Origin of the sequence: Nesiotobacter zosterae (assembly GCF_033843645.1) — a bacterium.
GTDB classification, from domain to species: Bacteria; Pseudomonadota; Alphaproteobacteria; order Rhizobiales; family Stappiaceae; genus Pseudovibrio; species Pseudovibrio zosterae.
In genome coordinates, this window is sequence record NZ_JAWXVZ010000005.1 from 132,643 (window position 1) to 158,863 (window position 26,221).

28 protein-coding genes and 1 tRNA gene are annotated in these 26,221 nt (G+C 54.4%); 24 read left to right on the plus strand and 5 right to left on the minus strand.

The window, feature by feature from the left end; genetic code table 11:
• The first annotated feature begins 1 nt into the window (after position 1).
• The 17 genes from Q3Y58_RS08850 (at position 2) to Q3Y58_RS08930 (ending at position 13,809) form a co-directional block, all read left to right on the plus strand.
• Positions 2-1,207, plus strand: coding sequence for a hypothetical protein (locus Q3Y58_RS08850; protein ID WP_319621971.1), 1,206 nt, complete (start codon positions 2-4; stop codon positions 1,205-1,207).
• Positions 1,204-2,685, plus strand: a complete 1,482-nt coding sequence (locus Q3Y58_RS08855; RefSeq protein WP_319621972.1) for a flagellar hook-length control protein FliK — start codon at positions 1,204-1,206, stop codon at positions 2,683-2,685. Before Q3Y58_RS08850 ends, Q3Y58_RS08855 begins: the two co-directional genes overlap by 4 nt.
• Complete coding sequence (locus Q3Y58_RS08860) at positions 2,651-3,208, plus strand: transglycosylase SLT domain-containing protein (RefSeq protein WP_274217423.1); 558 nt, start codon at positions 2,651-2,653, stop codon at positions 3,206-3,208. Before Q3Y58_RS08855 ends, Q3Y58_RS08860 begins: the two co-directional genes overlap by 35 nt.
• A gap of 115 nt (positions 3,209-3,323) precedes the next feature.
• On the plus strand, positions 3,324-4,538 hold the full coding sequence (locus Q3Y58_RS08865) for a flagellar hook protein FlgE (protein ID WP_274217098.1): 1,215 nt from the start codon (positions 3,324-3,326) through the stop codon (positions 4,536-4,538).
• Between the two features lie 14 nt (positions 4,539-4,552).
• The gene (gene flgK / locus Q3Y58_RS08870) at positions 4,553-6,019 is read left to right on the plus strand and encodes a flagellar hook-associated protein FlgK (protein ID WP_274217097.1); all 1,467 of its coding nucleotides are present in this window, start codon (positions 4,553-4,555) and stop codon (positions 6,017-6,019) included.
• A gap of 2 nt (positions 6,020-6,021) precedes the next feature.
• Positions 6,022-7,083: a flagellar hook-associated family protein gene (locus Q3Y58_RS08875; RefSeq protein WP_274217096.1), complete on the plus strand. Its 1,062-nt coding sequence runs from the start codon at positions 6,022-6,024 to the stop codon at positions 7,081-7,083.
• 34 nt (positions 7,084-7,117) lie between these two features.
• Positions 7,118-7,465, plus strand: coding sequence for a flagellar biosynthesis regulator FlaF (gene flaF / locus Q3Y58_RS08880; RefSeq protein ID WP_274217094.1), 348 nt, complete (start codon positions 7,118-7,120; stop codon positions 7,463-7,465).
• Between the two features lie 13 nt (positions 7,466-7,478).
• Positions 7,479-7,913 carry a flagellar biosynthesis repressor FlbT gene (gene flbT / locus Q3Y58_RS08885; protein WP_274217092.1) on the plus strand — a complete coding sequence of 145 codons (435 nt, stop codon included), beginning with the start codon at positions 7,479-7,481 and terminating at the stop codon, positions 7,911-7,913.
• 14 nt (positions 7,914-7,927) lie between these two features.
• A complete protein-coding gene (gene flgD / locus Q3Y58_RS08890) occupies positions 7,928-8,359 on the plus strand; it encodes a flagellar hook assembly protein FlgD (RefSeq protein WP_319621973.1) in 432 nt (143 codons plus the stop codon).
• Positions 8,360-8,417: 58 nt separating this feature from the next.
• Positions 8,418-8,684: a flagellar biosynthesis protein FliQ gene (fliQ, locus tag Q3Y58_RS08895; protein ID WP_274217090.1), complete on the plus strand. Its 267-nt coding sequence runs from the start codon at positions 8,418-8,420 to the stop codon at positions 8,682-8,684.
• Positions 8,685-8,795: 111 nt separating this feature from the next.
• Positions 8,796-10,871: a flagellar biosynthesis protein FlhA gene (flhA, locus tag Q3Y58_RS08900; RefSeq protein WP_319621975.1), complete on the plus strand. Its 2,076-nt coding sequence runs from the start codon at positions 8,796-8,798 to the stop codon at positions 10,869-10,871.
• Positions 10,872-10,882: 11 nt separating this feature from the next.
• Positions 10,883-11,623 (plus strand): flagellar biosynthetic protein FliR, encoded by a 741-nt coding sequence (locus tag Q3Y58_RS08905; RefSeq protein WP_319622121.1) that lies wholly within the window; start codon positions 10,883-10,885, stop codon positions 11,621-11,623.
• A gap of 3 nt (positions 11,624-11,626) precedes the next feature.
• Positions 11,627-12,031, plus strand: a complete 405-nt coding sequence (locus Q3Y58_RS08910) for a hypothetical protein (protein WP_274217088.1) — start codon at positions 11,627-11,629, stop codon at positions 12,029-12,031.
• A 59-nt stretch (positions 12,032-12,090) separates the two neighbouring features.
• A complete protein-coding gene (locus Q3Y58_RS08915) occupies positions 12,091-12,588 on the plus strand; it encodes a rod-binding protein (protein WP_274217087.1) in 498 nt (165 codons plus the stop codon).
• Positions 12,588-13,028 (plus strand): hypothetical protein, encoded by a 441-nt coding sequence (locus Q3Y58_RS08920; protein ID WP_319621976.1) that lies wholly within the window; start codon positions 12,588-12,590, stop codon positions 13,026-13,028. The genes Q3Y58_RS08915 and Q3Y58_RS08920 overlap by 1 nt, the downstream gene beginning before the upstream one ends.
• 6 nt (positions 13,029-13,034) lie before the next feature.
• Complete coding sequence (locus Q3Y58_RS08925) at positions 13,035-13,523, plus strand: hypothetical protein (protein WP_274217085.1); 489 nt, start codon at positions 13,035-13,037, stop codon at positions 13,521-13,523.
• Positions 13,495-13,809 carry a hypothetical protein gene (locus Q3Y58_RS08930; protein WP_274217084.1) on the plus strand — a complete coding sequence of 105 codons (315 nt, stop codon included), beginning with the start codon at positions 13,495-13,497 and terminating at the stop codon, positions 13,807-13,809. Before Q3Y58_RS08925 ends, Q3Y58_RS08930 begins: the two co-directional genes overlap by 29 nt.
• Before the next feature lie 12 nt (positions 13,810-13,821).
• On the opposite strand, the gene Q3Y58_RS08935 is transcribed toward Q3Y58_RS08930, so the two are convergent.
• From Q3Y58_RS08935 to Q3Y58_RS08945, 3 genes are all read right to left on the minus strand, one after another.
• A complete protein-coding gene (locus Q3Y58_RS08935) occupies positions 13,822-14,511 on the minus strand; it encodes a GntR family transcriptional regulator (RefSeq protein WP_274217083.1) in 690 nt (229 codons plus the stop codon).
• Between the two features lie 202 nt (positions 14,512-14,713).
• On the minus strand, positions 14,714-15,778 hold the full coding sequence (locus Q3Y58_RS08940) for a succinylglutamate desuccinylase/aspartoacylase domain-containing protein (protein WP_319621977.1): 1,065 nt from the start codon (positions 15,776-15,778) through the stop codon (positions 14,714-14,716).
• Positions 15,779-15,839: 61 nt separating this feature from the next.
• A complete protein-coding gene (locus Q3Y58_RS08945; RefSeq protein WP_274217081.1) occupies positions 15,840-16,052 on the minus strand; it encodes a SlyX family protein in 213 nt (70 codons plus the stop codon).
• An 837-nt stretch (positions 16,053-16,889) separates the two neighbouring features.
• Here Q3Y58_RS08945 and Q3Y58_RS08950 point away from each other — a divergent pair.
• From Q3Y58_RS08950 to trpB, 7 genes are all read left to right on the plus strand, one after another.
• Complete coding sequence (locus Q3Y58_RS08950) at positions 16,890-18,479, plus strand: ABC transporter substrate-binding protein (protein WP_319621980.1); 1,590 nt, start codon at positions 16,890-16,892, stop codon at positions 18,477-18,479.
• 127 nt (positions 18,480-18,606) lie between these two features.
• On the plus strand, positions 18,607-19,617 hold the full coding sequence (locus Q3Y58_RS08955) for an ABC transporter permease subunit (protein WP_319621981.1): 1,011 nt from the start codon (positions 18,607-18,609) through the stop codon (positions 19,615-19,617).
• Positions 19,618-19,620: 3 nt separating this feature from the next.
• Complete coding sequence (locus tag Q3Y58_RS08960) at positions 19,621-20,520, plus strand: ABC transporter permease subunit (protein WP_274217078.1); 900 nt, start codon at positions 19,621-19,623, stop codon at positions 20,518-20,520.
• Positions 20,521-20,525: 5 nt separating this feature from the next.
• The gene (locus Q3Y58_RS08965) at positions 20,526-21,365 is read left to right on the plus strand and encodes an ABC transporter ATP-binding protein (protein ID WP_319621982.1); all 840 of its coding nucleotides are present in this window, start codon (positions 20,526-20,528) and stop codon (positions 21,363-21,365) included.
• A complete protein-coding gene (locus Q3Y58_RS08970; RefSeq protein ID WP_274217075.1) occupies positions 21,365-22,192 on the plus strand; it encodes a dipeptide ABC transporter ATP-binding protein in 828 nt (275 codons plus the stop codon). The genes Q3Y58_RS08965 and Q3Y58_RS08970 overlap by 1 nt, the downstream gene beginning before the upstream one ends.
• 481 nt (positions 22,193-22,673) lie before the next feature.
• Positions 22,674-24,257: an ABC transporter substrate-binding protein gene (locus Q3Y58_RS08975; RefSeq protein WP_274217074.1), complete on the plus strand. Its 1,584-nt coding sequence runs from the start codon at positions 22,674-22,676 to the stop codon at positions 24,255-24,257.
• A gap of 234 nt (positions 24,258-24,491) precedes the next feature.
• A complete protein-coding gene (gene trpB / locus Q3Y58_RS08980) occupies positions 24,492-25,706 on the plus strand; it encodes a tryptophan synthase subunit beta (protein ID WP_274217072.1) in 1,215 nt (404 codons plus the stop codon).
• A 66-nt stretch (positions 25,707-25,772) separates the two neighbouring features.
• On the opposite strand, the gene Q3Y58_RS08985 is transcribed toward trpB, so the two are convergent.
• Together Q3Y58_RS08985 and Q3Y58_RS08990 are read right to left on the minus strand one after the other, a co-directional pair.
• Complete coding sequence (locus Q3Y58_RS08985; RefSeq protein WP_274217070.1) at positions 25,773-25,988, minus strand: hypothetical protein; 216 nt, start codon at positions 25,986-25,988, stop codon at positions 25,773-25,775.
• A 149-nt stretch (positions 25,989-26,137) separates the two neighbouring features.
• Positions 26,138-26,213: transfer RNA gene (locus Q3Y58_RS08990), tRNA-Val, on the minus strand.
• Between the last annotated feature and the right edge of the window lie 8 nt (positions 26,214-26,221).

The following is a 26,221-nucleotide window of genomic DNA, read 5'->3' on the forward strand; positions in this document are numbered from 1 at the left end:
GATGCGGGCTGGAAAACATCTTCGTGCCGCGTTTGTCGCTCTAAGCTTGGTTGGTGCCGGGGTTGGTACCAACCCGGCTACGGCACAGGTATCTGTCAGTGCCGATCCGGATCTGATGGTTCTGGAAATGCAGATCCTTCAGGATGAGATCATCCGTGGCAATCTTGAGGCCTATGACCTTCTTCAGCCTTCGCTTCTTGTTCTGGGGCGCCGGTTTTTGACGGTTGATCCGCAGGTTTGGGAAATCCCGAAACAGGCAAACGCAGCTGTGGCGTTCATGCTGAGCGGTGGTTCAGGCTCCGTCTTTCAGCAGTTGGCCAGTCAAGGCATTGTGTTCAATACGGACCAGAACCTGTTTGCTGGCGCGATGGCTTATTCTCAAGGCAACCGTCAGGCCGCCAAAAATCTATTGTTGAAGGTGGATGTTCACCGTCTGCCTTCCGGATTGGCGGGACAGGTAGCGCTTGCGCAGGGTATTCTGCTGAGCGCAAACAAGCCTGAAGAGGCTAACAAACGGTTTGATTTGGCACGCCTTTTGATGCCGGGCACATTGGTCGAGGAAAGTGCGCTTCGTCGTCAGGTACCTCTGGCTGCGCGCCTTGGCAATCACGACAAGTTCGAGCGCCTCGCGCAGCGCTACCTCTTTCAGTACCCGGACTCGGTTTTTGCCCCTGACTTCAGGGACAAGATGGCCGCGACCATGAGCACGCCTTACTACCTGCAGCGTGAAAGCGACTGGGAGAAAGTGTTCCAACTCCTTGCGGACTTTGATGAGGATTCTCGTCGGCATGTGCTTTTGACGCTGTCTCGTGCATCGTTGGTGAGCGGCAATACTGAGTTTGCCTCCAAGGCGGGCAAAGTCATCAAGGACATGGAGAGCACTTCAGAAGAAGAGCATCTCAAGGCAGATCTGTTCATCGCCGCCTCCCTTGCCTCAACAGAGGATTGGCGCGATGCGCTGAACGGCATTGGTCAGCTCGACTATTGGTCGCTCTCTCCGGAAAACCAGGTTCTGGCTGACGCGGCAACGCGTGTTGCGAACTCCATCCGCGATTGGCCAACCCCTCAGATCGAACATGCATCGATGTTTGCACCGCACTTGTCTCAGGCCGTTTTGAAGCGGAACGGCGTGGATATGAGCGTTCTCGCTCAGGCTCAAGCCTCCCTGGACAGTGCGAACACCACACTGAAGGACGCAGAATTTTGAGTAACGCACAAGTCCTTATGACCCCCGGTATGGGTGGAGAAAACAAAGCCGCAAAGAACGCCCTCGGCGAGAAAGCCGATGCACAGGGCCGTAGCGGTGAGTTCAATGCTGTTTTCGAGCAGCTCGGAAAAGGCAAGGAGCAGAAGCTCCCTGCAAGCTTGGTGAAGGGCGAAATTGCCCAGCAAACACCAAAAGCATCGGCAAAGGCCGGTGTTGCACCTGATGGCACTGAAACAGCTTTGCACAGCCTGCTGGCCAAAGTGGAGGGCAGCAAAAAGGGAGCTGCGCAAACACAAGGTCAAGCCTCGGAAGAGGGAAAGGGGCTGGAAGCAAAGCTTTTAGGGGCAAGTGAGGGTGATACGCTTGAGAATGCCGAAAAAGCCCTAAAAGACCTTTTGGCTGCGACTGGCAGCGGCGGCTCTGCAAAAGCTAAAGACGCAGAACTGCCTTCTGAAACGCAACTTGAAGTTACCCCAGGCGCTGGCCAAGACGGTGAAGCCGCAGGCGCAGTCTCCTCAGAGGTTGGAAGCGCAGGCCAAGGATTGGCAGTGGCTTTGGCCGCGGTTTCATCACAAACGAGTGCGCAGGCTCAAGTGCCTTCATCGGCTGCCACATCTGCAGCTGCAGTTGCTGTCCCAGCTCAAGCCTCTGGCGAAAGAGGTAAGACCGTTGATCTTGCTGCGGCCACAGCAACAGCAGGAAAAGAGGCAGGAAAAGCGGCTGCCGCGTCTTTGGGCACTGATGCCTCAGCTGCCAAAGTCGCTGTCGCTGAACAGTCTGCTGATGGCAAGCTGATGCCATCGAATGCTTCAGAGAAGGTGACCGTTGATCTGGTCGCGGCCAAGTCGGGCGCTGAGGGCGAGCTTCCAAAAGAGGCGGGTGACGTAAAGGTCTTGAAAGCTGAAACGCATTTCATGCCAGCTGCTGACCTTAAAGGGCCGACCCGCCAGGTAGCCAATGCACTACTTGGTCCCGACAATGGTCTGGGTGATCCGGCCAAGCTCGCTCGTGAGCTTTCGCAAACTGCTCAAAACGTGAAAAACGGCAATCCGGTCAAGACTTTGGAGATCCAGCTGCGCCCAGACAATCTGGGTACGGTAAAAGTGTCCATGCAGCTGGTTGGGAATGAACTCGAAATCACGATGACTGCGAGCAGCAAGGACGCTGCGGACATGCTCCAGCGTGATGCGCTGGCACTAACCAAGGTGCTGCGTGATGCCGGCTATCGCACGGACAGCACCAACATCACCATCAACCATCGCAACGATGGCTCAGACCAGTTGAAGCAGCAGTTCTCTGGTCAGGGCGATCGTGGCGCGTCAGGCGACAAGGCTGGTGAGGGGCGTCAGGGCGGTGAAAGCCGTGGTGACGAGCAGCGCCAACACAATGGACGTGATCAGAGCTACCAGGAGGGCATGGGCGGTGAAACGCGTACTGGCGTTGATGCTCGTGATTTGCGCGACGGCATTTACCTCTAGCGTGGTTCTGGCTGCATCGGGGTCAAAAACAGGAGTTCGGCTTTGCGAGCGTGAGCTGGAACGTGCTTCTGCGCTCTACGACGTGCCGCTGGGCATTTTGTACTCCGTTGGGCTTACTGAAACAGGGCGGCGCGGATCCTTGCATCCGTTTGCTCTGAACATTGAGGGGGACTCCCATTTTGCTCCGAACGCATCTGATGCGGTTCGGGAAATCCGCCGAGCACAAGCTCGCGGCAAAAAGCTAATCGATGTCGGGTGCATGCAGATCAACATTCACTACCACGGAGAAAAATTCGCTTCCGTGCGTGAGATGTTGGTCCCAAGGGAAAACGTCACCTATGCGGCGCGTTTTCTCAGTGAATTGAAACGCAGGGAAGGGACTTGGACCATGGCTGTGGCCAGGTATCACGCCGGTCCAAACAACAATCCTGCCCAAAAACGATACATCTGCCGGGTGATTGCCAACATGGTGGCAAGCGGGTTCGGGAAGTGGACTTCCAACGCTCGGCAGTTTTGCAAGTGAGACACTACAACTTTTCCGTTCTGGGCGAGGTTTTACCAGTCAGGCTCGGGCAAGTTTACAACAGTTAACTTAGGGAACATCAAGGGTCCCTGCGGTCTTTAGGAGCGATAGATAGATGAGTATCTACGGTATCATGAACACGAGCGTTTCCGGGATGAACGCTCAGGCAAACAAACTGTCTACCGTTGCTGATAACGTCGCGAACGTGAATACGGTTGGCTACAAGGGTGTCGCGACCCAGTTCTCCTCAATGGTGATTGGCGGAAGCGGCTCTGGCCATAACTCCGGTTCAGTGCGCACTTCGGTTACTCAGTCTATCTCCCAGGAGGGGGGGTACAACTTCACGACCAGTGGAACCGACTTGGCTGTGACCGGTAGCGGTTTCTTCATCGTGAACGACAGCTCTGGTACGCCTTATCTGACCCGCGCGGGCTCATTTGTGATCGACGCAAACGGCGATCTGGTGAACACCGCAGGTTACTACCTTCAGGGTTATCCGATTGACATCAATGGCAACATCAACTCAGCGGCCAACAGCACTGCAGGCCTTGAGACCGTGAATGTTGCCAATATGGAAATGCAGGCTGTTCCGTCTGATACAGGTTTGCTCAACACCGGGCTGCCATCTGGCGCGGCAGTTGGTGACACCGAAACCACATCCATTGTTACCTACGACTACCTTGGCAACGAGGTAAAGGTCGATTTCACCTACGAGAAAACTGGCGCTAACCAGTGGAGTGTCACAGCGACTTCTGGCAGCGCTGGCTATAACGTGGCGCTGAACCCGGCAACCGCGGTTATGGATTTTGACCCGACGACCGGTGCGGTTACTGCAGGTGGTGCTTTCGATATCAATATTGACAACCTCACCACCGGTGCGCCAACGCAGGCCATCACGATGGACGCGAGCGGAACCAAGCATCTTGCAACAGATGACTTCTCTGTACTCGGTGTGGATGTAAACGGCAACGCGCCATCTTCCGTCGAAAAGATCCGCATTGATCAGGACGGTACGCTGAACGCGATCTTCGGCAACGGCGATGAAATCGCAATCTACAAGATCCCGCTTGGTGATGTGCCGAGCCCGGACATGCTGACGGCACAAAGCGGCAATGTTTACTCCGTAACGAACGCTTCCGGTGAGCTGCGTATTGGCCTGCCCGGTGATGCGGGCTTCGGTGAGATGCTCTCCGGCGCGCTTGAGGGATCTAACGTCGACCTTGCAACCGAGCTGACTGAGATGATCCAGGCACAGCGTACCTACAGTGCAAACTCCAAGGTCTTCACCACCAGCTCTGAAGTTCTTCAGGAACTAGTAAATCTGCGTTAAGGGTTCGTTGAACTATGTCTCTGACATCAGCACTGCTGACAGCTCAAGCGTCCTTACAGGCGCGTTCCGCTGAAATCGCTATCAACACGCAAAACATTGCGAACGTGAACAATCGTAGCTACAGCCGCCAGACGGCGGTTGTAAGCACCATTGTTACAGATAGCAATAACAGTATCTACGTCTCCAATGCCCAGCGGGCTGCAAACCGCACGGCATTGGAAGCTGTCATAGGAAACGGCAGTACTGCGACGGCCACCGAGACTTATGCGACCCTACTTGACCGCCTGGGAACGACCACTAGTGATCCGTTCTCAGGCGGCATCTCCTCGAACCTTGGTTCGTTGGAGTCTGATTTGCGTGCCTATGCTAACGATCCGACCAACCTTGTGCTCGGGCAGACCGTTGTAAATACCAGCAATGAGCTGGTAACCAATCTGCGGAATGCCTCTCGGAGCGTGCAAAACCTGCGTACTGAAGCCGATGCGTCGATGGAGGCATCGGTTGAGAACATCAATACGCTCTTGGCGGACCTCGAGAAGGTCAATACCAAGATCGTAAAAGGAACTGCGAGCGGCGATGATGTGAACGCGCTGTTGGATCAGCGTGATCAACAACTCCTTGCACTGTCTCAAGAAATCGGCATCGAGATTGTTTACCGCGACAACAACGATATTGCGCTCTATACCGATAGCGGCATTACCCTGTTTGAGACGTCTCCGCGCGAAGTCACTTTCGCGCCAACTGCAGCTTATGATGCAAATGTAACCGGCAACGATGTCTATGTGGACGGAATTGCGGTTGCAGGTCCAAATGCTACCAAGCCGATATCTGGCGGCAAATTGGCCGGTTACGCTCAGCTGCGCGACGTGACGGCAAATACCCTTCAGACCCAGTTGGATGAAACCGCCAATGCACTGATCGACATCTTTAAAGAAGTTGATCAGGTAGGTGGCGGCGCCGATCAGACAGGCTTGTTCGATTGGCCAGGCGGGCCGGGCATGCCAACTGCCACTGATGTTCCGGGCCTTGCTGCCAATATCTCGGTCAATGCTGCGGTAGATCCTGCTCAGGGCGGTGATTTGGACGTTTTCCGTAACGGTGGCATCAACGGTGCCAACTACGTTTACAACACTGCGGGGACGGATGGTTTCGCGCAGCGGCTGAACGACACGGTCGACGGCATGACCGCGGGACGCACGTTCGATCCTGCCAGTGGCGTCAACCCGAACTCGAGCCTTCTGACCTTCTCAACAAACTCGACAAGTTGGTATTCAGCAGAGCGTCAGCGCTCAACTGATATCGCTCTGGTTGACTCTGCCGCTTTCAACTCCTCGGTCGACACCCTTTCAAACACGACCGGTGTCAATCTGGACACGGAAATGCAGCGCATGTTGGAGATCGAGAATGCCTACTCGGCATCTGCCTCTCTCCTCAACACCATTGATGAAATGTTCAAAGAACTTCTGGCTACGGTGAGGTAACAATGACTCTCTACAACGTTTCAAGCCTGACCATGTCTTCCCGGATGATCAAGTACATCCAGGATGAGAACAACGATCTCAACCGCCTGAACATTGAAAACGCAACAGGAAAGCATGCCGACATGGCTCTTTCTGTTGGCGCGCAGGCAGGTACAGCCGCATCGCTGAAGAACGATTTTTACTACGCTGAGCGTCTCGATCTGTCCAACAGTCAGACGGAGATGAAGCTTGATGTTTCCTATCAAGCAGTGGACACCATCCGCAACAATGCCGAAGCATTCCGTTCCCAAATGATCGGTGTGCGCGATACCGGAGGGGCAATCATCACCCTCTCGCAACTGGCAAATACAGAAATGAGTTCGCTGACCTCCGTTATGAACTCCAGTGCTGGCGGCGTTTACTTGTTTGGTGGCGAGAATGTCAGCTCCGGACCGATGCAAGAGTTCGAGGATGCAGCAAAGGCGTCAATTGAAGCTGCCTTCAATACTCACTTTGGTTTCCCAATCACCGATGGTGCGCAGACCTCCAATATCACTGAAGCAGACATGCAGATCTTTCTGGATGATGTTTTCAATGATGAGGCGAGTGCCACCAACGAGTTTTCTGCGGCAAACTGGACAGCAAACTGGTCCGGCGCGACAGATGGCGTGATGAGCGCAAACATAGAGACCGGCGTAGATATTGAGACGACGCTCTCAGCCAACGATCAGGCCTTCAAGGAACTGGCAAAGGCATATGCGATGGTGGGTCTCATTGGTACCGCAGATCTATCGCCAGAGGTCGAAGCTGTTGTTATCGAGAACTCCGTAGCAGCCATTACCACAGGTATTGACGGAGTGAACTTCATCCAGACCAAGATCGGCGCGAGACAGCAGCGTCTTGAGCTCGCTGAGAAGAGCTTGGAGACGCGTATGACGACGCTCAACATTCGCATCAACGACATTGAGAATGTTGATCCGAATGAGGTCGCAGTTCGCCTGCGGGATACCCAGGATCAGCTCGAGACAAACTACGCGATCACTGCGCGGCTCAATAATCTGAGCCTGTTGAACTTTCTCCGCTAAGCGGTTGAATTAAAAAGATAGAATAGGTGTTGTCATGTACCAGATGTCCTACGCGGAAACCTTAGAGGACTCGGCGGTCGACAAGCGCTCCCAGGAGCGCGAAGTCTTCACTCTTGCCATCAAGCAGTTGGAAGAAGCGCGCGATAATGGGCCTACTTCTGATGAGTCCTACAAGGCTCTCACCACAATCCGTCAGCTCTGGTCCTTTCTGATTGACGACTTGGGCAGCGACGATAATGCACTGCCTACGGATCTGCGCGCGGAGCTGATCTCGATTGGCATTTTCTGCATCAAGCAGGCCGACAAGATCCGCGCAGGCGAGAGCGAAGACTTCGCTTCGCTCATTCAGATCAACGAAACAATTCGTGACGGCTTGAACTAAGGGGAGGGGCTACATGCGCATTCATCTTCGGGCTGGTGAAAAAGTCTTCATCAACGGCGCTGTATTGAGTTTTGACCAGAAGACCACAATCAACCTGTTGAACGACGCTACGTTCCTTCTTGAAAATCACGTATTGCAGCCGGAAGACACCACCACGCCACTGCGCCAGATGTATTTCGTCGTTCAAAATGCGCTGATTGACCCCTCAAGTGAGGGGCAGGTGATCAACCTGTTCGAGGAGATGCTCTCTGCGCTGCGTGTGGCGGTGGCCAATCTGGACATTCATGAGGGCTTGGACAAGATCGAGGACCTCGTTCAGCGGCGTCGTTATTTTGATGCCTTGAAAACCCTTCGAAAGCTCTTCCCAGTTGAAGCGGAAGTGCTTTCCAAGTCCGATGTGACGCCAGAGATGCCGTCCATTGAGCAAGTAAGCAGCCGCGCTGCTTGATCAGGAGCAAATAGATGACCGTTTCAAGCGTTACCGGTACTCAGAGCCAAGCCGCCCAAGCGACGGCACAAACGACAGCACAGATGGACCGGGAAGATGCCTATCTGGACTATCAGGCCTTCTTGAAGCTCTTCATGGAATCCTTGAAGAACCAGGATCCAACCGAGCCAATGGACACCGCCGAGTACATGGGCCAAATGGCACAGTTCTCTGCCGTGGAGCAGTCCACATTGATGAACCAGAACTTGGAGTCCATGCTGAAGCAGAGCTCCATTGATCAGGCTTCAGGCCTCATCGGCATGACGGTGACAACAAACGATGGCAAGGTCTCAGGCATTGTTGAATCTGTTCAGGTGACCTCTGAGGGGAACGTAGCCATTCTGGAAGGTGGAACGGCCGTTTTGGTTCAGCCTGGTGTAACCATCTCCAAACCAACGGAAAGCTAGGGCCGGATGGCCCTCTTCCAATACATGCTTGAGCCTCGGGGCTCCATAAGGCAGTGGAATGAACGAAGCTGACGCTCTCGATATAATGCGCAACGCGGTCTGGACTGTGCTGGTTGCCACCGGTCCGGCCGTAGGCGTTGCCATGGCTGTCGGTCTTGTAATCGCGTTGTTTCAGGCATTGACGCAGATTCAGGAAATGACCCTGACGTTCATTCCCAAGATTGTTGCGATTTTGATCATGGTCGCCGTCACTGGTCCCTTCATTGGGGCGCAGATCTTTGCGTTGACAGAAATGCTCTACGGACGCATCGAAAACGGCTTCTAAGCCGAAGGTTCTCCAAGACAATCCGTCGTGCTTCCACGCTCGCACAAGTTTCGCTCGGCATGGTCCAGATTACGTTGGACCAGTCCTTGTCGATTTCGGGTGAAATAAATAATGAGCGACGCAGTGCAAGCAGCAGGATCCAGCCGCCGTGACCTTGGGTTTGCGGTCGGCATAATCTTCATCCTGTCTGTTCTGTTCCTTCCCATGCCAACCTTCATGATTGACATGGGGCTCGCAATTTCCGTTGCATTCTCGGTACTTATTCTGATGGTGGCGCTTTGGATTCAGCGGCCGCTTGAGTTTTCTTCGTTTCCGACAATTCTTCTGATTGCCACGATGCTGCGGTTGGCGCTGAACATTGCGACAACCCGCGTCATCTTGGCCGAGGGCCATGAAGGGCCACTTGCGGCAGGCTATGTGATTCACGGCTTCTCGAAATTCGTGATGAGCGGTGACTTCGTCATCGGTCTGATTGTCTTCGCAATTTTGGTAACCATCAATTTCCTCGTTATCACCAAGGGTGCGACCCGTATCGCGGAAGTCGGAGCCCGCTTTACGTTGGATGCGATCCCCGGCAAGCAGATGGCCATTGATGCGGACCTGTCCGCAGGCATGATCGATGACAAGGAAGCACAGCGCCGCCGCCACGAGCTTGAAGAAGAAAGCTCGTTCTTTGGCGCCATGGACGGTGCATCCAAGTTCGTGCGCGGCGATGCGGTCGCAGGCCTTATCATCACGGCGGTGAACATCCTTGGCGGGATCATCATTGGTGTGACCCGCTACAACATGGAATTGGCCGAAGCCGCTGACGTCTTCACCAAGCTCTCTGTGGGCGACGGTCTGGTCTCTCAGATTCCGGCTCTGATTGTGTCTCTTGCAGCTGGTCTCCTTGTGTCCAAGGGCGGGACCAAAGGCTCTGCCGAGCAGGCAGTCATGGGCCAGCTTGGTGGCTATCCACGTGCACTTGGCGTGGCAGCCATGCTCATGCTGCTTATGGGTCTGCTGCCGGGGCTTCCGTTCCTCCCGTTCACCTTCCTGGCTGGTGTTCTGGCCTTTGCCGCTTACAGCATTCCAAGAAAGCTTGAGGCGGAAAGACAAAAGGTACTTGCCGCACAGCAGGCCGTGGCTCAGCGCGAGGCGGAAGCAAAGCGGGAATCTGTAAAGGATAGCTTGGAGCTGGCGGAAATCGAAGTACGCCTCGGCAAGCAGCTCACCGCGCGTCTTCTGGCCGCAAAGCCGGAGATCGGGTCCCGCATCAACAAAATGCGCAAGAAATTTGCCGAGCAGTACGGTTTCGTGGTGCCCGAGATCAAGCTCACTGACAACATTGATCTGGAGCCGAAGAGCTATGAGTTCCGCATTCATGGGACCATGGTCGCGGCTCAGGACATCAAGGTGGGTGAGCTTCTTGTCATCGGTGGTGATCGGGACCTTCCTGCTCTGCCGGGCACGGAAACACGCGAACCCGCGTTCGGGATGCGCGCCATGTGGGTGCCAAAAGCGTTCGAGCACGAGGTGAAGCGGTCCGGTTACACAACGGTCGACAACCTCTCCGTGGTTCTGACACACCTGTCAGAGGTCATCCGAAACAACCTGTCTCAGCTTCTCTCCTACAAGGATATGCGCGCACTCATCGACCGTCTCGACCCCGCCTACAAACGGTTGGTAGACGATATCGTTCCGCAGCACGTGAGCTATTCAGGTCTACAGGCCGTCTTGAAACTGCTGCTCGCGGAGCGCATCTCGATCCGAAATCTGTCGCTCATTCTTGAAGCGATTGCGGAAATTGCGCCGCATGCCCGCCGTCCTGAACAGATTGCTGATCACGTACGTGTGCGCATGGCGACCCAGATCTGCGGTGATATTGCCGACGATGGGCATCTGAAGGTGCTTCGCCTTGGCAATCGCTGGGACCTTGCTTTCCATCAGGCGCTGCGCCGCGATGCCAGCGGTGAGGCCATCGAGTTCGACATGGAGCCCAAGCAGGTGGAGGACTTTGCCAAGGATGTCTCCGAGGCGATCCGTCAGAGAATTGCTCAAGGCCACCGGTTTGCAATTGTTGTGTCGCCTGAAGCGCGCCAATACGTGCGCATGATTACAGAACGCATGTTCCCGGCATTGCCGATCCTGTCGCATATGGAAGTGGCGCGTGGCATCGAAGTGGAGACCTTGGGGACCGTATCGTGAATCTGACGGAGATGCCTGATCTTCTCCTATCGGCTTTCGTTATTTTTTGCAGGTTAGGCGGGTGTCTCATGGTGATGCCCGGATATGCCTCCCCACGGGTATCCATGCAGGTGCGTCTTTTCATTGCCCTGTCGGCAAGTCTGGCGGTCGCACCGCTCATGATGGCCAACGTGCTGCCTGTGGTCTCAAATGCCAGTACTTCGTTTCTCTATCTTATCATCCTGTCCGAGTTGATGATCGGAATTGTCATCGGCATTTTTGGCCGCGCCTTCTTCGCAATGCTGCAGATGTTGATGGGCGCTGCGGCCAATGCCTCCAGCTTCAGCATGCCTGCCGCTCTCCCGGAAGATAACGAGCAAATTCCGCCGCTTGCGGGTATCGTTACGCTGTCAGCCACCGCCATGTTGTTCATTTCCGGGGCTCATCTGGATGTTTTCCTGGCGTTGGCCGAGTCCTACGCCGCCGTTCCGGTGCAGGGCCTTTTCATGCCGGATGCGGCCACGATGCAGCTGGCAGATCGTCTGACACGCGGCGCGCTTCTGGCGCTGCGCATTACGGCGCCATTTTTTGTCTTCGGCATCATCATCAACCTCGCGCTTGGCCTGACCAACCGCTTGATGCCACAGATGCCGGTGTACTTCGTCGGTCTGCCGCTGATCGTGATCGGAGGTGTGTTCGTTTTGTATCTCACGATTTCAGAGATGATTTCCCTGTTCTTCAACGGATTGGGAACATGGTTGATGTTGGAGTAGGGCATGGACAAGAAACGGTTTTTGCGCATGCAGCGCATCGTGAAAGTACAGCGCCAGCAGGAAGATGCTCTGCGCTATGAGATTGCCGTGGCCAACAGCGAAATCACACAGCTTGAAGAGAAAAGTGCTGAACTGACAGGATATTGGGGCTCGCAAGAGGGGGCTCTAGGTGAAGTCGTAAACAAGTCGATCGACCGCAAGCTCAAAACCGCCGCGCAAGAAAAGTTCCGCAAAGAAGCTCTGGTCAAGTCCCTTACGGACAAGCTGATTGGTGAGAAGCGCAAGACCAACATGGCTCAAAAACAGCGTGACGTGGCCAAACAAAAGCATGACCGCAACGAGGAAAAGAAGACACTGACCGAGATCGGTGAGCTTCAAGTGCTCAAAAATCTGGTCAGGTCGGGATAAGCCTCGATGGTTAGTGTTTGCCACACTAATCGTGCTCTTGGGATTTGAGGTGTTTGGGTATGGCTGTTTCTCCGGTTGGTGACCTTGTTCTTGATGTGCTCAAGCAGGCTGATCCGCTCGAAGCAAGTTCTGCGCGTGAGACACTGGCAAAGCCGGTGAAAGTCTCCGCCGATCTGCCCATCGCTGGCGAACAGGCTGACTGGGCAAGCGCCATGAGCCGCGCCGAAAAGGTGGGGCCAGCGGCCTCCGGAGTTGGGTTGGCCAGTTCCGGCACACCTGTTGAAACGCTCACTTCCTTCGCCCAGCACAACATTTCAAACCGTACGCAGGAATCTCTTGGCGAACGTCTTGAGGCCGCCGTTCTGCAAACCTTCGTCAAGTCCATGCTTCCTCGCGAAATGGAAAGCTTCTTTGGCAGTGGCACCGCAGGCCACATGTGGAAGGGCTTGATGGCTGAGCAGCTTGCCACCCAGATGGCGCGCAGTGGCGGCATTGGCCTTGCTGAGAAGCTGGTTCCTGAAAGCCTCCAGACTGAAACACAAAAAGGTGACGCCTAATGTCTGAAACGACCCAGACGAGTTTGGTCGCAGAAAATGAACAGCATCAGCAGGTCGCCCCGGTTCAAACGGGCGAGCCGCAGTACATCTCCAGTCAGGATCTGGCGCGCCTTGAAGCGATTATAGCGCGCGCCGAGCAGGTGATTGAAGAAGAGATTGACGCGATCTCTACTCACAAGCCTTACAACATGGAAGAAGCTTCGTTTCGCAAGAGCAAGGTCATGCTGGAGCTGGAACGTGCTGGCGAGAGCATTTCCATGGATGATCTTCCTTCCGCTGTTGTAGAGCGTCTTCAAAACCTTCAGGAACGGGTCGCATTGAACCTCAAGCTGTTGTCTACGCAGCTTGATTCAGTGAAAGACCTTTCTGGCAAGCTGGCCAGCGCCATTCGTGAAATGGATTCAGATGGCACGTACGACGCTTCTGCGGGTGGGTGGTAGAAACACATGTTTAAAGTTCTCCTGACCGGTATCTGGATTTGCGGCGTTACACTGTTTGCAGGCTATGCCACAGCGCTCTGGAAGACCCAGAACGACCCCATGATGCAAAAGGAAGCCCACCTTGAAGGGCTGGACTATCAGAAGACCCAGCCCATCAACGTACCGGTTCTGGAAGATGGTCAAATCTACGGCTACATCATCGCCCAGTTCGTCTTCACCATTGATGCAGATACGCTGGATAAGCTTGCTGTGCCGCCTCATGCCTTCGTGGTTGATGAGGCGTTTCGCCTGATCTACAGCCGCGCCGACAAGCACTTTGCGCAGCTGCAACGCACCGAGCTTAAGGACATCACAGAAGAGATCAAAGCCAAAGTGAACGCACGCTTTGGTGTTGGGATCATTCAGGATGTTCTTGTTCAGGAGTTTGCTTTCCACATTCCACGAGATGTTGAGCAGCCGACAGACGATGAGCGCGGACTATCAGATAATTCATAGGGCGGTCGGCTATATCGACCAGGATGAGGAGGGGCACGACATCCGTGCCAATCTTCTCGTGATCGTGCGCCCGCCTGAGGCGCCAATGCGCTCCGAAATCCTGTACGCGCCCATACGGTTCTACGAACAGCACGGCGGTATCTGGACGGTCTCTACAGCTCATGGGGATATGCGGGTGCGTGCAACAACGCTATATGGTGGACGCCGCGTAGCTATCGAGCAGGGGCATCAATACACCATCTTGATGGGAGCGAGCGGCAGAACCGCTCGCCTCGAACCCATCTAAAATCGCGCAGGCTTAGCGGGCCAGCGCGATCTGTTCATGCTGCTCTGCCTGTTCAACAGCAAAGCGTGTCAGGTGGTCCATCAGCTCGGCAATTGCCGCTTCAGCCTTCTCCGCATCATTCTCCGCAAGCGCAGCAGCAACATCCCGGTGCAGCATGGCAGAGTCTTCGAGCTTTTCTGCGCCGCGGAAGGCGCTCCATGCCCGGCGGCTCATGGTCTGCAGCGGGGCGCAGGCGCGTGCTGTGTAGGGGTTTCTTGAAACAGCGCAAAGAACTTCGTCGAAGATCTTGTCAGCGCGCAGGTAGCCTTTGACGTCTTCTGCACGGGCCTGTTTCAGGATTTCTTCTGCGCACTCATGCAGCGCTTCACGTTCTGCCGGTGTTGCACGCTTTACCGCTGATGCAACAAGAAGCTGTTCCAGAGGCTTTCGTGTTTCCAGCATGAGCACATACTCATGTGGTTCAACTTCAGAAACAAACAGTCCCTTTCGAGGACGAATAACAATCAGCCCTTCAGTGGAAAGGCGCTTGATTGCTTCACGCACAGGGGTACGACCAATCTCGGTCCGTTCACAAAGATCACTCTCTGTCAGAACCATTCCAGGCGAAAGGTCAAGATTGACGATCAACTCTTCAATCAGACGATAGGCTTTGTCAGCCAAGCTTTCGCGCGAATGTTCTGCCAGTATATGGTCAATCGCCATGGGGCCACTTTCTTGTTAAGGCATACACACGATCGCAACCTGTCGATGGGCAGGTGCTTCCAATGATGATGACAGCAGAAATATCTGTCAAATCGATGGAACAAGTTTTACAGCTTTTACGCTAATTAAAAAAGGTCTGAAACCATGCGAACATGTGTCACACCAGACCTTTTCTAACACTTGTCCCAGATGAGGCTTGCCCTCAGCTTTCCAGAATACTTCCCTTGCCGGTTTTGCTCGGTTTTGTTCCCAGAAGTTTTAATAGTGCATCACCGGAACGCGTGTAACGGTGACTTCTACGGGTTAGGATTAGTCCTGCCTGTGGCGCGTTCAGCGTCACATCCTTTTCAGGGTTTCCCGGCTCCTGCAGCAAGGTGACCAGCGGCTGGCCTTCTTCCACTTCAGAGCCCGGCTCTACATGATAAAGGATCACGCCCGGTACTGGCGCTTCCAGCATGTCGATGTTGATGAGCGGAACAACCGTGCCCTTGTAGTCTGCAGGATGCTTTTGGCCCACATCGGCCTCGATTACGCCGCGTGCCACAAGAAAGCGGAACAGACGGCGTGCATCCATGTGGGCTGTGGTCAGGTCCACATCGCGTTGGCCACGCAATTCCAGTGTTGAGACCACCAGCTTTTCTGCGAGCACATTCTTGTAGTCCGGGCCTAGGTAGGGAGCCAGAACAGCAGACTCGAACGGCTGATCGGCATCGCCAGACCATAACAGCACGGCATCGGCCTCAAGGCAGCTCGCAAGGTCCTGCGTCTGCGGCCACAGCTCTTCTGCAATGTAAACGTAGTTCAAGCTCTCATCGTCACAGTGCAGGTCCAGGATGATGTCATGGCCAAGAGACAGTTTGGCAAGGCGCCATTTCAGCTTCTTGTCCGCGCTCATTGCGCTCTCGTCTTCATTCAGAAGAGCGGCGTCGGGCGTAGCAAGGTGAGGGTGGGCTCGGTTGAAGTTGTCTCGCGTCCCAAGATGGAAGCGGCCTTCCATCTTGCCAAAGTGGAACTGGTTTGCCCCAATCGGGTTTGCATGCGGCACAACGGTTATTTTTCCGAGGATGCGGTTTTCTGCTTCCGCTTCCTTCAGCATTTCCAAAAAGAAGTGCAGGGCGGCCGGGCCGGGCAGTTCGTCTGCATGCAAGCCCGCCTGAAGATAAGCGGAGGGGGCCTCGTCCGCGTTTTTGCCGGCAAACGAGTAAACCGGAATGCTGTAGGACACACCCGTGGTGTCCCCTTCAATCGTTTCAATAGTGCGCTTCATTTATCCTCACGCAGGTCTGAGCGTCATTGTTCTACATCTGGAAGAGCACTACCGAGAGAGGTCAGTAGTGCGGAGGTTTGCGGTCCGCTGGAGCCTGATCAACCAGATCCTGCAGATCCGTAACGAGCTCTTTCATTTGATTGAGTGAGTTCATCAGCCGGTCGATCGTTTTGGCTTGTGATGTCACTACCTGATTGAGCGTCTCAAGGGTATCTGCCTGATGTGCGACATGAATTTCAAGATCCATAATGCGCTGTTCGACGTCCTCAATCATTTTTCACCCCTTTTGTGAGCAGTCTCTGACGGAAGACACTGCCGATTTATCCATGAACGATGACAATGGGGTGATGCCGGACAAAACTCAATGAAAATCCAACAAATTCAGAGCCTTTGCCGCGCAACTGACTGCAAAATATGCAGTTCCCGGCTGTTGGCGCATTATGGTTGTGGAGAGTGAGCGCATTTCAATGGTTCGATGATTTTCTGTCAACGGTGCTTAAAGGGCTCCCTAGCGTCAGCTTTTTCTCAAACTGCGCCTAAGGGTCAGTATCGAATCGTCAATCGACTCAAAAAACGAAAACTGAATGTGTCAGCAAGCTGAAGTCCACATGAGGAAACTGCGCAGATGGTGTGTTGTCCACAAAATTGATCCCCTCAAAACGGCCCGAAGGGAAGGGCTTTTCATTGCTCAGATGCCTAAATATTAGGCTTGCATGGCTCCATTGGTCAGTTCTTCTGCCCTATTTTTGCGCTGGTAGCACAAATGCGCATGTAAAGTAAAAAATGCTACGTACAAAGACTAATTGAATGCCGTAGGGTGGAATTTTCTACTCCCTTGGCAGGTTTGTGGGAAAGAAAATGAGGCCCAAGGGATATTCTGGGTAACAACCACTCTCCTTCGGGCTAGCCGGAGGAATAGGAGACGGTCGGGCGAGTTCGAGATTGTCAAGGAAGCCAGATAACGTGTGTCTCTTTCTCTTTCCTCATAAGCCGCAAATGCTTCAACACCCTGCACGCCGTTTGAGGCGGGGAAGGGTGCTCCAAGGTTGCGGAACAAGCAACCACGCAAAATCTTTGTTGTAACAATCGGTTGAATACCTTGAGGAATAAAATGGAACTTAAGAAAAGCCTGCTCATGGGGGGCGCGTTGGTCGCCGCACTGGCCTTTGCTAATCCAAGCATGGCAAAAACGCTTGTGTATTGCTCTGAAGGATCTCCAGAAGGCTTCACACCTGCGCTGTACACGTCTGGCACCACATTTGATGCCAGCTCCCGTCAGGTCTACGACAAGCTGGTGCAGTTCAAGTATGGCACCACGGAAGTAATTCCTGCGCTTGCAGAAAGCTGGGAAGTGTCTGAGGACGGTCTCGAATACACCTTCAAGCTGCGTGAGGGCGTCAAGTTCCACACCACACGTGAATTCACGCCTTCCCGCGACTTCAACGCGGACGATGTGATTTTCTCCTTCATGCGTCAGTACGACAAGGACCATCCGTACCACATGGTATCCGGCGGGACCTATGAGTACTTCAACTCCATGTCCATGAAGGATCTGATCAAGTCCATCGAAAAGGTCGATGACTACACCGTGAAGTTCGTGCTGACGCGTCCGGAAGCGCCGATGATCGCGAACCTTGCAATGGACTTCGCATCCATCCATTCCGCTGAATACGCGGAAAAGATGATGGATAACAAAGACGTATTCGACCAGAAGCCGGTCGGTACAGGTCCTTTCCAGATGGTTGGCTACCAGAAGGACGCTGTCATTCGCTACAAGGCAAATGCGGACTATTGGGCTGGGCCTGCGAAGATCGACAACCTCGTTTTCGCAATCACCCCTGATGCATCCGTTCGCTATCAAAAGGTCAAGGCCGGCGAATGTCACGTGATGGCATACCCAAATCCAGCTGATCTCGACGCAATGAAGGCTGATGAAAACATCAACCTGATGCAGCAGGAAGGCCTGAACGTCGGTTACCTGGGCTACAACACCCAGATGGCACCGTTCGACAATCCGAAGGTCCGCAAGGCGCTAAACATGGCCATCAACAAGGAAGCCATCATTGATGCGGTCTTCCAGGGCGCTGGTAAGGCAGCAAAGAACCCACTGCCACCTACCATGTGGGGCTACAACGATGAAATCGTTGACGATCCCTACGATCCGGAAGCTGCAAAGGCGATACTGGAAGCTGAAGGCGTAACGGATCTTTCCATGAAGATCTGGGCCATGCCGGTTCAGCGCCCGTACAACCCGAACGCACGCCGTATGGCTGAGCTGATTCAGGAAGACTTCTCCAAGGTCGGCGTCAAGGTGGAGATCGTGTCCTTCGAGTGGGGCGAGTACCTCAAGCGGTCAACCGATATCGACCGTGACGGTGCGATCCTTCTCGGCTGGACCGGTGACAACGGTGACCCTGACAACTTCCTCTCCGTTTTGTTGAGCTGTGATGGTGTTGGCGGATCAAACCGTGCTCAGTGGTGCCATGAAGGCTTCAACGAGTTGATCATGAAGGCGAAAGCCGTTTCTTCAGCAGAAGAGCGCACCAAGCTCTACGAAGAGGCACAGGTTGTATTCAAGGAGCAGGCTCCTTGGGCAACGATTGCTCACTCACTGGTTTCTGAGCCAATCAGCACCCGCGTTGTTGGTTACAAAATCGACCCTCTTGGCGGGCACTACTTCTACCCTGTTGACCTGAAGTAGAATAATTTTCCGCTGGACTTTGCGTATCCCGGCGAGTATTCGCCGGGATACATTTTTGTATTTTCACGTATCACGACGATTGTTGTTGGTCGTTGTGTTCCAAACCGACAAAAAGTGTGTCAGCAGAATGCTTCGTCTCATACTGAGAAAACTGGGGCTGTTACTCCCCACATTCATCGGAGTTACACTGACTTCGTTCTTTTTCATTCGCTTGTTGCCGGGTGATCCAATCCTTCTTCTTGCGGGTGAACGGGGCGTAAGCCCGGAACGCTATCAGGAACTCATGGTCCAATTCGGCTATGACCAGCCGGTCTGGCAGCAATACCTGACCTATCTTGGGAACATCCTGCAAGGTGATCTGGGCACGTCAATCGTCACCAAGCAGCCGGTTCTGAGCGAGTTCATGGCCTTGTTCCCTGCGACGGTTGAGCTCTCCGTCTGCGCGATCATTTTCGCAGCAGTTCTGGGGCTCCCGGCGGGCATCTTGGCGGCAGTGCGTCGCGGCAAGACCCTTGATCACACCGTCATGACCACCGCTTTGGTCGGTTACTCCATGCCGATCTTCTGGTGGGGTCTGCTGCTCATCATCCTGTTCTCCGGTATCCTCCAGTGGACGCCTGTCTCCGGTCGTATCTCACTGATGTACTGGATTGATCCTGTCACTGGGTTCATGCTCATCGACACACTGCTCTCCGATCAGGAAGGGGCATTCTGGTCCGCTGTGAACCACCTCATCCTTCCAACCGTTGTTCTGGGAACCATTCCGCTGGCGGTGATTGCCCGTCAGACCCGGTCAGCGATGCTGGAAGTTCTCGACGAGGATTACGTCCGCACAGCAAAGGCCAAAGGTCTGTCCACCTATCGCGTGGTCGGTTTGCATGCGCTGCGAAACGCGCTCATTCCAGTGATCACAGTGATTGGTCTTCAGATCGGGGTTTTGTTCGCTGGTGCGATCTTGACGGAAACGATCTTCTCATGGCCAGGCATCGGCAAGTGGATGGTCGATAGTATTTTCCGTCGTGACTACCCGGTGGTGCAGGGCGGTCTGCTCATGATCGCAGCCATCATCATGATCGTGAACCTCATCGTCGATCTGGCTTACGGTCTGATCAATCCCAAGATCCGGCATTCGGAGTAAATCATGACTGATACAACTCATAGCAGCGCGCCGGATACCCGCATTGAAGTTCTCAAAGGCTTCTGGCGTCATTTCAAGACTAACCGTGGTGCGGTTTTCGGGCTGTACTTTTTCCTGACCCTCGTGGTGATCGCAGTATTTGCGCCGTTGATTGCACCCCATGGTGCAACTGATCAGTACCGCGATGCGCTTCTTGTGCCACCGGTGTGGATGGACGGCGGAAGCTGGAACCACATTCTGGGTACGGACGCCGTCGGCCGCGATCTCCTGTCTCGCCTGATCTACGGCAGCCGCTTCTCCCTGTTTATCGGCGTGGTCGTTGTGTCAGTAGCGCTGGTGGTCGGCATCTGTCTGGGCCTCGTGGCTGGTACATTCCGTGGTTGGATCGATACCGTGATCATGCGCATCATGGATATCATTCTGTCGTTCCCATCCTTGCTTCTCGCGCTTGTTCTGGTGGCGATCCTCGGGCCGTCCTTGATCAATGCCATGATCGCAATCGCGATCGTTCAGCAGCCGTACTATGTGCGTTTGACACGCGCGGCAGTGATCTCTGAAATGAGCCGTGAATACGTGATGGCGGCCCGCGTTTCTGGTGTACGCACGTTGCGCCTGATGTTCGTGACGGTGCTGCCAAACTGTATGGCGCCACTCATCGTTCAGGCGGCCTTGTCGTTCTCTACGGCCATTCTGGATGCGGCAGCTCTCGGCTTCCTCGGCATGGGGGCACAGCCTCCGACCCCAGAATGGGGTACAATGCTGGCAGAAGCCCGCGAGTTCATCCTGCGTGCGCCATGGGTTGTGACCTTCCCGGGTCTTGCAATCCTGACCACCGTGCTTGCGATCAACCTGATCGGTGATGGTCTGCGCGACGCACTCGATCCGAAGCTGAAGAGGAGCTGATCACAATGGCTCTCTTAGAAATCGAAAACCTGACGGTTGAGTTTGACACCGTCAATGGCCGCTTCCGCGCACTGGACAACGTGAGCTATTCCGTTGACGCCGGTGAAGTCATGGCCATCGTGGGTGAAAGTGGCTCGGGCAAGTCCGTGGCCATGCTGGCGGTGATGGGTCTATTGGCCAACAACGGTTATATCAAAGCTGACAAGATGGTGTTCGAAGGACTGGACCTGATGACCATGTCCCCACGCCAACGCCGCAAGGTGATTGGCAAGGACATTTCCATGATCTTTCAGGAGCCAATTGCCAGTTTGAACCCGTGCTTTACCATTGGCTTTCAGATTGACGAAACACTGAAAGAACACACCGAGCTGAACAAGAAGCAGCGCAAGGCCCGTGCTGTTGAGCTGCTCAACTCCGTGGGTATGCCAGAGCCGGAAAAGACGCTGAAGAAGTTCCCGCACCAGATGTCCGGCGGGCAGTGCCAGCGTGTCATGATCGCCATGGCAATTGCATGTGAGCCCAAGCTGCTGATTGCTGATGAACCAACCACTGCGCTCGACGTGACCATTCAAAAGCAGATCCTTGATTTGCTGATGGATCTTCAGGCGAAGTCCGGCATGGGCCTGATCATGATCACCCACGACATGGGTGTTGTGGCAGAAACCGCTGACCGGGTGGTGGTGCAGTACAAGGGCAAGAAGATGGAAGAAGCCGATGTGCTTTCCCTCTTCGAAAACCCGCAGAATGCCTATACCAGGGCACTGCTCTCTGCGCTGCCTGAAAACGCAACAGGCGATCGTCTTCCAACGGTCTCCGACTTCCACTTGAACGGCGAGGGGGCGTGATGTCAGAGGATATCATTCTTGAGGCCCGCAATCTGGTCCGGGAATACCGCACCAAAGAGGGCATGTTCGGCAAGCTGAACATCACACGCGCGCTGAAAGGCATCAGCTTCAAGCTGGAGCGGGGCAAGACCCTTGCGGTTGTTGGCGAAAGTGGCTGCGGCAAGTCTACGCTCGCACGCATTCTGACCTTGATCGACCCTGCAACGGAAGGTGATCTGCTGATCGAAGGCAAGAAGATCGATATTGCTCAGCAGAAGATCACGCCGGAAATGCGCGGCAAGGTACAGATCGTGTTCCAGAACCCCTATGGTTCGCTGAACCCGCGCCAGCGCATTGGCGATGTGCTCACCGAGCCATTGATGATCAACACCGACATGACACCGCAGGAACGCCGCGACAAGGCGATGGAAATGCTGGTCAAAGTGGGGCTAGGTCCTGAGCACTACAACCGCTATCCGCATATGTTCTCCGGTGGTCAGCGCCAGCGTGTGGCGATTGCGCGCGCGCTGGTCCTGAACCCGTCTCTGCTGATCCTCGATGAGCCGGTCTCTGCACTCGACCTTTCTGTTCAGGCCCAGATCCTGAACCTTCTGGCCGACCTGCAGGAAGAGCTCAATCTGACTTACCTGTTCATTTCCCATGACCTTTCCGTGGTGCGGTATATCGCAGACAAGGTGATGGTGATGTACTTCGGCGAAGTCGTTGAGTATGGCACGCGTGATGAAGTCTTCGGCGATCCGAAGCACGACTACACAAAGACCCTGTTCAATGCCACGCCGCGGGCGGATGTGGCCCACATCAAGGAACGCCTGGCACGCACGGCGTAGGGCTTGATCACAACTGACTTGATGAAAAGGGCTGGTGCGGTGCATCAGCCTTTTTTGTTTGTGCGTGAAAAAGCGAAGAAACGAACAAATATGATTCTCGCAATTGAACGCGCGCGGGTGGTGGCAACCTGAAATTGTTCCAGCGTCCAGACGCCAAAACGGCAACTCGGGACGGGCAAAATTTTACGTTTCGCTCACTCAAGCCAACATAAATCCTAAGGGTTTTGGGCCCTCCAAGGGAGAATATACCAAAAATGCCCTATGAGGTGTTTACGTATTTTTTCCTTCAATATATATCAGAGTAGGCGAGTGAGCTGCACCGGCGGTTGAAATGAGGAGCTCGTTTCTGACCGAACAGGGGTGGTGCTCGGCGAACAGAATTAACAGCTGGTCTGCATGGTTTCGTGGGATAGAGAGAGCGAAGCTTTGCAGGAGAGCCAGTTGGTTTCTGCAGAAAAAACCAATCAGTTGGGGAAGTACTATGAAAAAATCATTTTTGCTTGGTAGCGCACTGGCCGCTTCCATGGTTCTGGCTGCACCGAGCATGGCCAAGACCCTCGTTTATTGCTCTGAAGGCTCTCCAGAAGGTTTCACTCCTTCCCTTTACACCGCTGGTACCACCTTTGATGCTTCGTCCCGCCAGATCTTCAACAAGCTTGTAGAGTTCGAGCGCGGCACCACCAACATCGTGCCTGCGCTTGCCGAAAGCTGGGAAGTATCCGAGGACGGTCTTGAATACACCTTCAAGCTGCGCGAGGGCGTCAAGTTCCACACCACACAGAACTTCACGCCTACGCGTGATTTCAACGCCGATGACGTGATCTTCTCCTTCATGCGTCAGTACGACAAGGACCACCCGTACCACATGGTATCGGGCGGTACTTACGAGTACTTCAACGCCATGTCCATGCCGGACCTGATCAAGTCCATCGAGAAGGTTGACGATTACACCGTCAAGTTCGTGCTCGCCCGCCCGGAAGCGCCGATGATTGCAAACCTGGCCATGGACTTCGCTGCCATTCACTCGGCTGAATATGCTGAAGCGATGATGGACAACAAGGATGCCTTCGACCAGAACCCGGTCGGTACCGGTCCTTTCCAGCTCGTTGGCTACCAGAAAGATGCGATCATTCGCTACAAGGCCAACCCAGACTACTGGGCAGGCAAGGCACCAATCGACAACCTCGTTTTCGCAATCACGCCAGATGCATCCGTTCGCTATCAGAAGCTCAAGGCGGGCGAGTGTCATGTGATGCCTTACCCGAACCCAGCTGACATTGAAGCGATGAAGGCTGATCCAGACATCAACCTGATGCAGCAGGAAGGCCTGAACGTCGGTTACCTGGGCTACAACACCCAGATGGCACCATTCGACAACCCGAAGGTCCGCAAGGCCCTCAACATGGCCATCAACAAGGATGCGATCCTTGAAGCTGTGTTCCAGGGTGCAGGTAAGGTTGCAAAGAACCCGCTGCCACCAACCATCTGGTCCTACAACGATGAAATCGTTGACGATCCATACGATCCGGAAGCTGCAAAGGCCATGCTGGAAGCTGAAGGCGTAACGGATCTTTCCATGAAGATCTGGGCAATGCCGGTTCAGCGTCCGTACAACCCGAACGCACGTCGTATGGCGCAGCTGATCCAGGAAGACTTCAGCAAGATCGGTGTGAACGTCGAGATCGTATCCTACGAGTGGGGTGAGTACCTCAAGCGCTCCAAGGAACTGGACCGCGACGGTGCTGTTCTTCTCGGCTGGACCGGTGACAACGGTGACCCGGACAACTTCCTCGCAGTACTTCTCGGCTGTGATGCTGTTGAAGGCTCAAACCGCGCTCAGTGGTGCCACCAGCCATTTGAAGACCTGATCCAGAAGGCCAAGGTAACCGCTGATCCGGAAGAGCGTGCAGAGCTCTACCGTCAGGCACAGGTGGTCTTCAAGGAGCAGGCTCCTTGGGCAACCATTGCGCACTCTGTTGTGTCTGAGCCAATCAGCGTTCGCGTTGAGAACTACAAGATCGACCCGTTCGGTGGTCACATCTTCTACGGCGTAGATATCAAGTAAGAGCCTCCCAATTTGCTCTTATAAGAACAGCCCTCCGGCGGGAAACTGCCGGAGGGTTTTTTTGTTGAGTTTTTCCGGTATCTCCTAGGCCAAAAGATCGCTTGCGCCGCGCTACCCCACGTTGAATGATGGAGGTCTGCAAGCAAGGGCGCCAGAGGCTGAAAACGGCCCGGTGCTGATGGATAAGACTGACAAGATGCGAGCCCGTGTAACTGGCTCGGCTGCGGGGGAACAATGACCAGTTATTTGAAGCAATTTCCGAATAAAGAGGGGTATTTTGGCGAGTATGGGGGCGCATTTCTGCCGCCACAGCTTGAGCCTCACTTCAAGGAGATAGCTGAAGCCTATGATCGCATTGCCGGGGATGCCTCTTACATCGCTGAGCTTCGCTACATTCGAAAGCACTATCAAGGCCGGCCGACACCCATTTCTCACGCCAAAAACCTCTCGGAAAAGCTGGGTGGTGCCAACATCTACCTCAAGCGGGAAGACCTAAACCACTCCGGTGCGCACAAGCTCAACCACTGTATGGCTGAAGCGCTTTTGGCCAAACACATGGGCAAGAAGAAGCTGATTGCGGAAACTGGCGCGGGACAACACGGTGTGGCGCTGGCAACGGCTGCGGCCTACTTCGGCCTTGAATGCGAAATCCATATGGGCGAGGTGGATATCGCCAAGGAACACCCCAACGTCAAGCGCATGAAACTGCTCGGTGCAACGGTCGTACCGGTGGGCTTTGGTGGCCGCACATTGAAGGAAGCCGTTGATTCTGCTTTTGAATCTTACCTTGGGCAGACAGAAGAAGCGATCTACGCGATTGGCTCAGTCGTGGGGCCGCACCCATTCCCGAAGATGGTTCGTGACTTCCAGCAGATCATTGGCATAGAAGCCCGAGAACAGTTTCTGGAAATGACCGGCAATCTGCCAGATCACGTTGTCGCCTGTGTGGGTGGTGGCTCCAACGCAATGGGTCTTTTCTCAGGATTCATTGATGATGACGGCGTGAAACTCCATGGCGTTGAACCTATGGGCAAGGGGCCAGAGGAAGGGCAGCACGCGGCAACGATCACCTACGGCAAGCCGGGAATGATCCATGGTTTCAAGTGCTTGGTCCTGACGAATGAGGCCGGGGAACCGGCACCGGTCCACTCCATCGCCTCCGGTTTGGACTATCCGGGCGTTGGGCCAGAGCACTCCTACCTGCATGAAACAGGGCGTGCCCAGTATGGCTATGCAACCGATGAGGAGACCCTTCAGGCGTTTTATGCGCTGTCTCGCCATGAAGGCATCATCCCGGCACTCGAAAGCAGCCATGCGGTTGCCTACGCCATGAAAATCGCCAAGACCATGGCGGGTGAAACCATCCTGGTGAACCTGTCTGGCCGGGGGGACAAAGACCTTGACTATGTGACCGACAATTTCGGCCACGGTGAGGGCTATTCGCTGTAAGGCATTGAAAAAATAAAATAAAAAAGGAGGCCGCTGAGCCTCCTTTTTTATATGCCGTCCGGGTGGTCAGGCATCTTCTCGGGGGCCTTTGACCCTCTGATAAACAGCGGAAGGGACGCCGATGACAGTGGCAAGGCCTGCCGCCACTTTGAAGTTCGGGCCCCCATACAAAAGCACCTGCACGAAAACCAGTGCGGCAAAAATCAAGGTGCATAGGCCGAAAAGCATGCCGCCGAACAGGAACACCTGCTCAGACCAGCTTTTTTTCTTGTTGGCTGCCAACACGCCCTCCATCCGTTGCGTTGCTTTTGCGATGTAATGAATGAAAGACGGATTTCAAGCAAGTTTTTGCGTTCACTTGCGCGCGCAATCAGCCAGCAAGATGGAGCTTCAAATTTCTTGGGCGGAGGGATAATTTTCGGGGAGAGGAATGGTGGGCGATGAGAGACTCGAACTCCCGACATCTTCGGTGTAAACGAAGCGCTCTACCAACTGAGCTAATCGCCCGACCAGAG

Bases quoted from the DNA above. Each gene is read 5' to 3' on its own strand.
- Q3Y58_RS08850 (WP_319621971.1), top strand. From the start codon at position 2: ATGCGGGCTGGAAAACATCTTCGTGCCGCGTTTGTCGCTCTAAGCTTG.
- Q3Y58_RS08860 (WP_274217423.1), top strand. From the start codon at position 2,651: ATGCTCGTGATTTGCGCGACGGCATTTACCTCTAGCGTGGTTCTGGCT.
- Q3Y58_RS08865 (WP_274217098.1), top strand. From the start codon at position 3,324: ATGAGTATCTACGGTATCATGAACACGAGCGTTTCCGGGATGAACGCT.
- flgK (WP_274217097.1), top strand. From the start codon at position 4,553: ATGTCTCTGACATCAGCACTGCTGACAGCTCAAGCGTCCTTACAGGCG.
- Q3Y58_RS08875 (WP_274217096.1), top strand. From the start codon at position 6,022: ATGACTCTCTACAACGTTTCAAGCCTGACCATGTCTTCCCGGATGATC.
- flaF (WP_274217094.1), top strand. From the start codon at position 7,118: ATGTACCAGATGTCCTACGCGGAAACCTTAGAGGACTCGGCGGTCGAC.
- flbT (WP_274217092.1), top strand. From the start codon at position 7,479: ATGCGCATTCATCTTCGGGCTGGTGAAAAAGTCTTCATCAACGGCGCT.
- flgD (WP_319621973.1), top strand. From the start codon at position 7,928: ATGACCGTTTCAAGCGTTACCGGTACTCAGAGCCAAGCCGCCCAAGCG.
- fliQ (WP_274217090.1), top strand. From the start codon at position 8,418: ATGAACGAAGCTGACGCTCTCGATATAATGCGCAACGCGGTCTGGACT.
- flhA (WP_319621975.1), top strand. From the start codon at position 8,796: ATGAGCGACGCAGTGCAAGCAGCAGGATCCAGCCGCCGTGACCTTGGG.
- Q3Y58_RS08905 (WP_319622121.1), top strand. From the start codon at position 10,883: ATGCCTGATCTTCTCCTATCGGCTTTCGTTATTTTTTGCAGGTTAGGC.
- Q3Y58_RS08910 (WP_274217088.1), top strand. From the start codon at position 11,627: ATGGACAAGAAACGGTTTTTGCGCATGCAGCGCATCGTGAAAGTACAG.
- Q3Y58_RS08915 (WP_274217087.1), top strand. From the start codon at position 12,091: ATGGCTGTTTCTCCGGTTGGTGACCTTGTTCTTGATGTGCTCAAGCAG.
- Q3Y58_RS08920 (WP_319621976.1), top strand. From the start codon at position 12,588: ATGTCTGAAACGACCCAGACGAGTTTGGTCGCAGAAAATGAACAGCAT.
- Q3Y58_RS08925 (WP_274217085.1), top strand. From the start codon at position 13,035: ATGTTTAAAGTTCTCCTGACCGGTATCTGGATTTGCGGCGTTACACTG.
- Q3Y58_RS08930 (WP_274217084.1), top strand. From the start codon at position 13,495: ATGAGCGCGGACTATCAGATAATTCATAGGGCGGTCGGCTATATCGAC.
- Q3Y58_RS08935 (WP_274217083.1), bottom strand. From the start codon at position 14,511: ATGGCGATTGACCATATACTGGCAGAACATTCGCGCGAAAGCTTGGCT.
- Q3Y58_RS08940 (WP_319621977.1), bottom strand. From the start codon at position 15,778: ATGAAGCGCACTATTGAAACGATTGAAGGGGACACCACGGGTGTGTCC.
- Q3Y58_RS08945 (WP_274217081.1), bottom strand. From the start codon at position 16,052: ATGATTGAGGACGTCGAACAGCGCATTATGGATCTTGAAATTCATGTC.
- Q3Y58_RS08950 (WP_319621980.1), top strand. From the start codon at position 16,890: ATGGAACTTAAGAAAAGCCTGCTCATGGGGGGCGCGTTGGTCGCCGCA.
- Q3Y58_RS08955 (WP_319621981.1), top strand. From the start codon at position 18,607: ATGCTTCGTCTCATACTGAGAAAACTGGGGCTGTTACTCCCCACATTC.
- Q3Y58_RS08960 (WP_274217078.1), top strand. From the start codon at position 19,621: ATGACTGATACAACTCATAGCAGCGCGCCGGATACCCGCATTGAAGTT.
- Q3Y58_RS08965 (WP_319621982.1), top strand. From the start codon at position 20,526: ATGGCTCTCTTAGAAATCGAAAACCTGACGGTTGAGTTTGACACCGTC.
- Q3Y58_RS08970 (WP_274217075.1), top strand. From the start codon at position 21,365: ATGTCAGAGGATATCATTCTTGAGGCCCGCAATCTGGTCCGGGAATAC.
- Q3Y58_RS08975 (WP_274217074.1), top strand. From the start codon at position 22,674: ATGAAAAAATCATTTTTGCTTGGTAGCGCACTGGCCGCTTCCATGGTT.
- trpB (WP_274217072.1), top strand. From the start codon at position 24,492: ATGACCAGTTATTTGAAGCAATTTCCGAATAAAGAGGGGTATTTTGGC.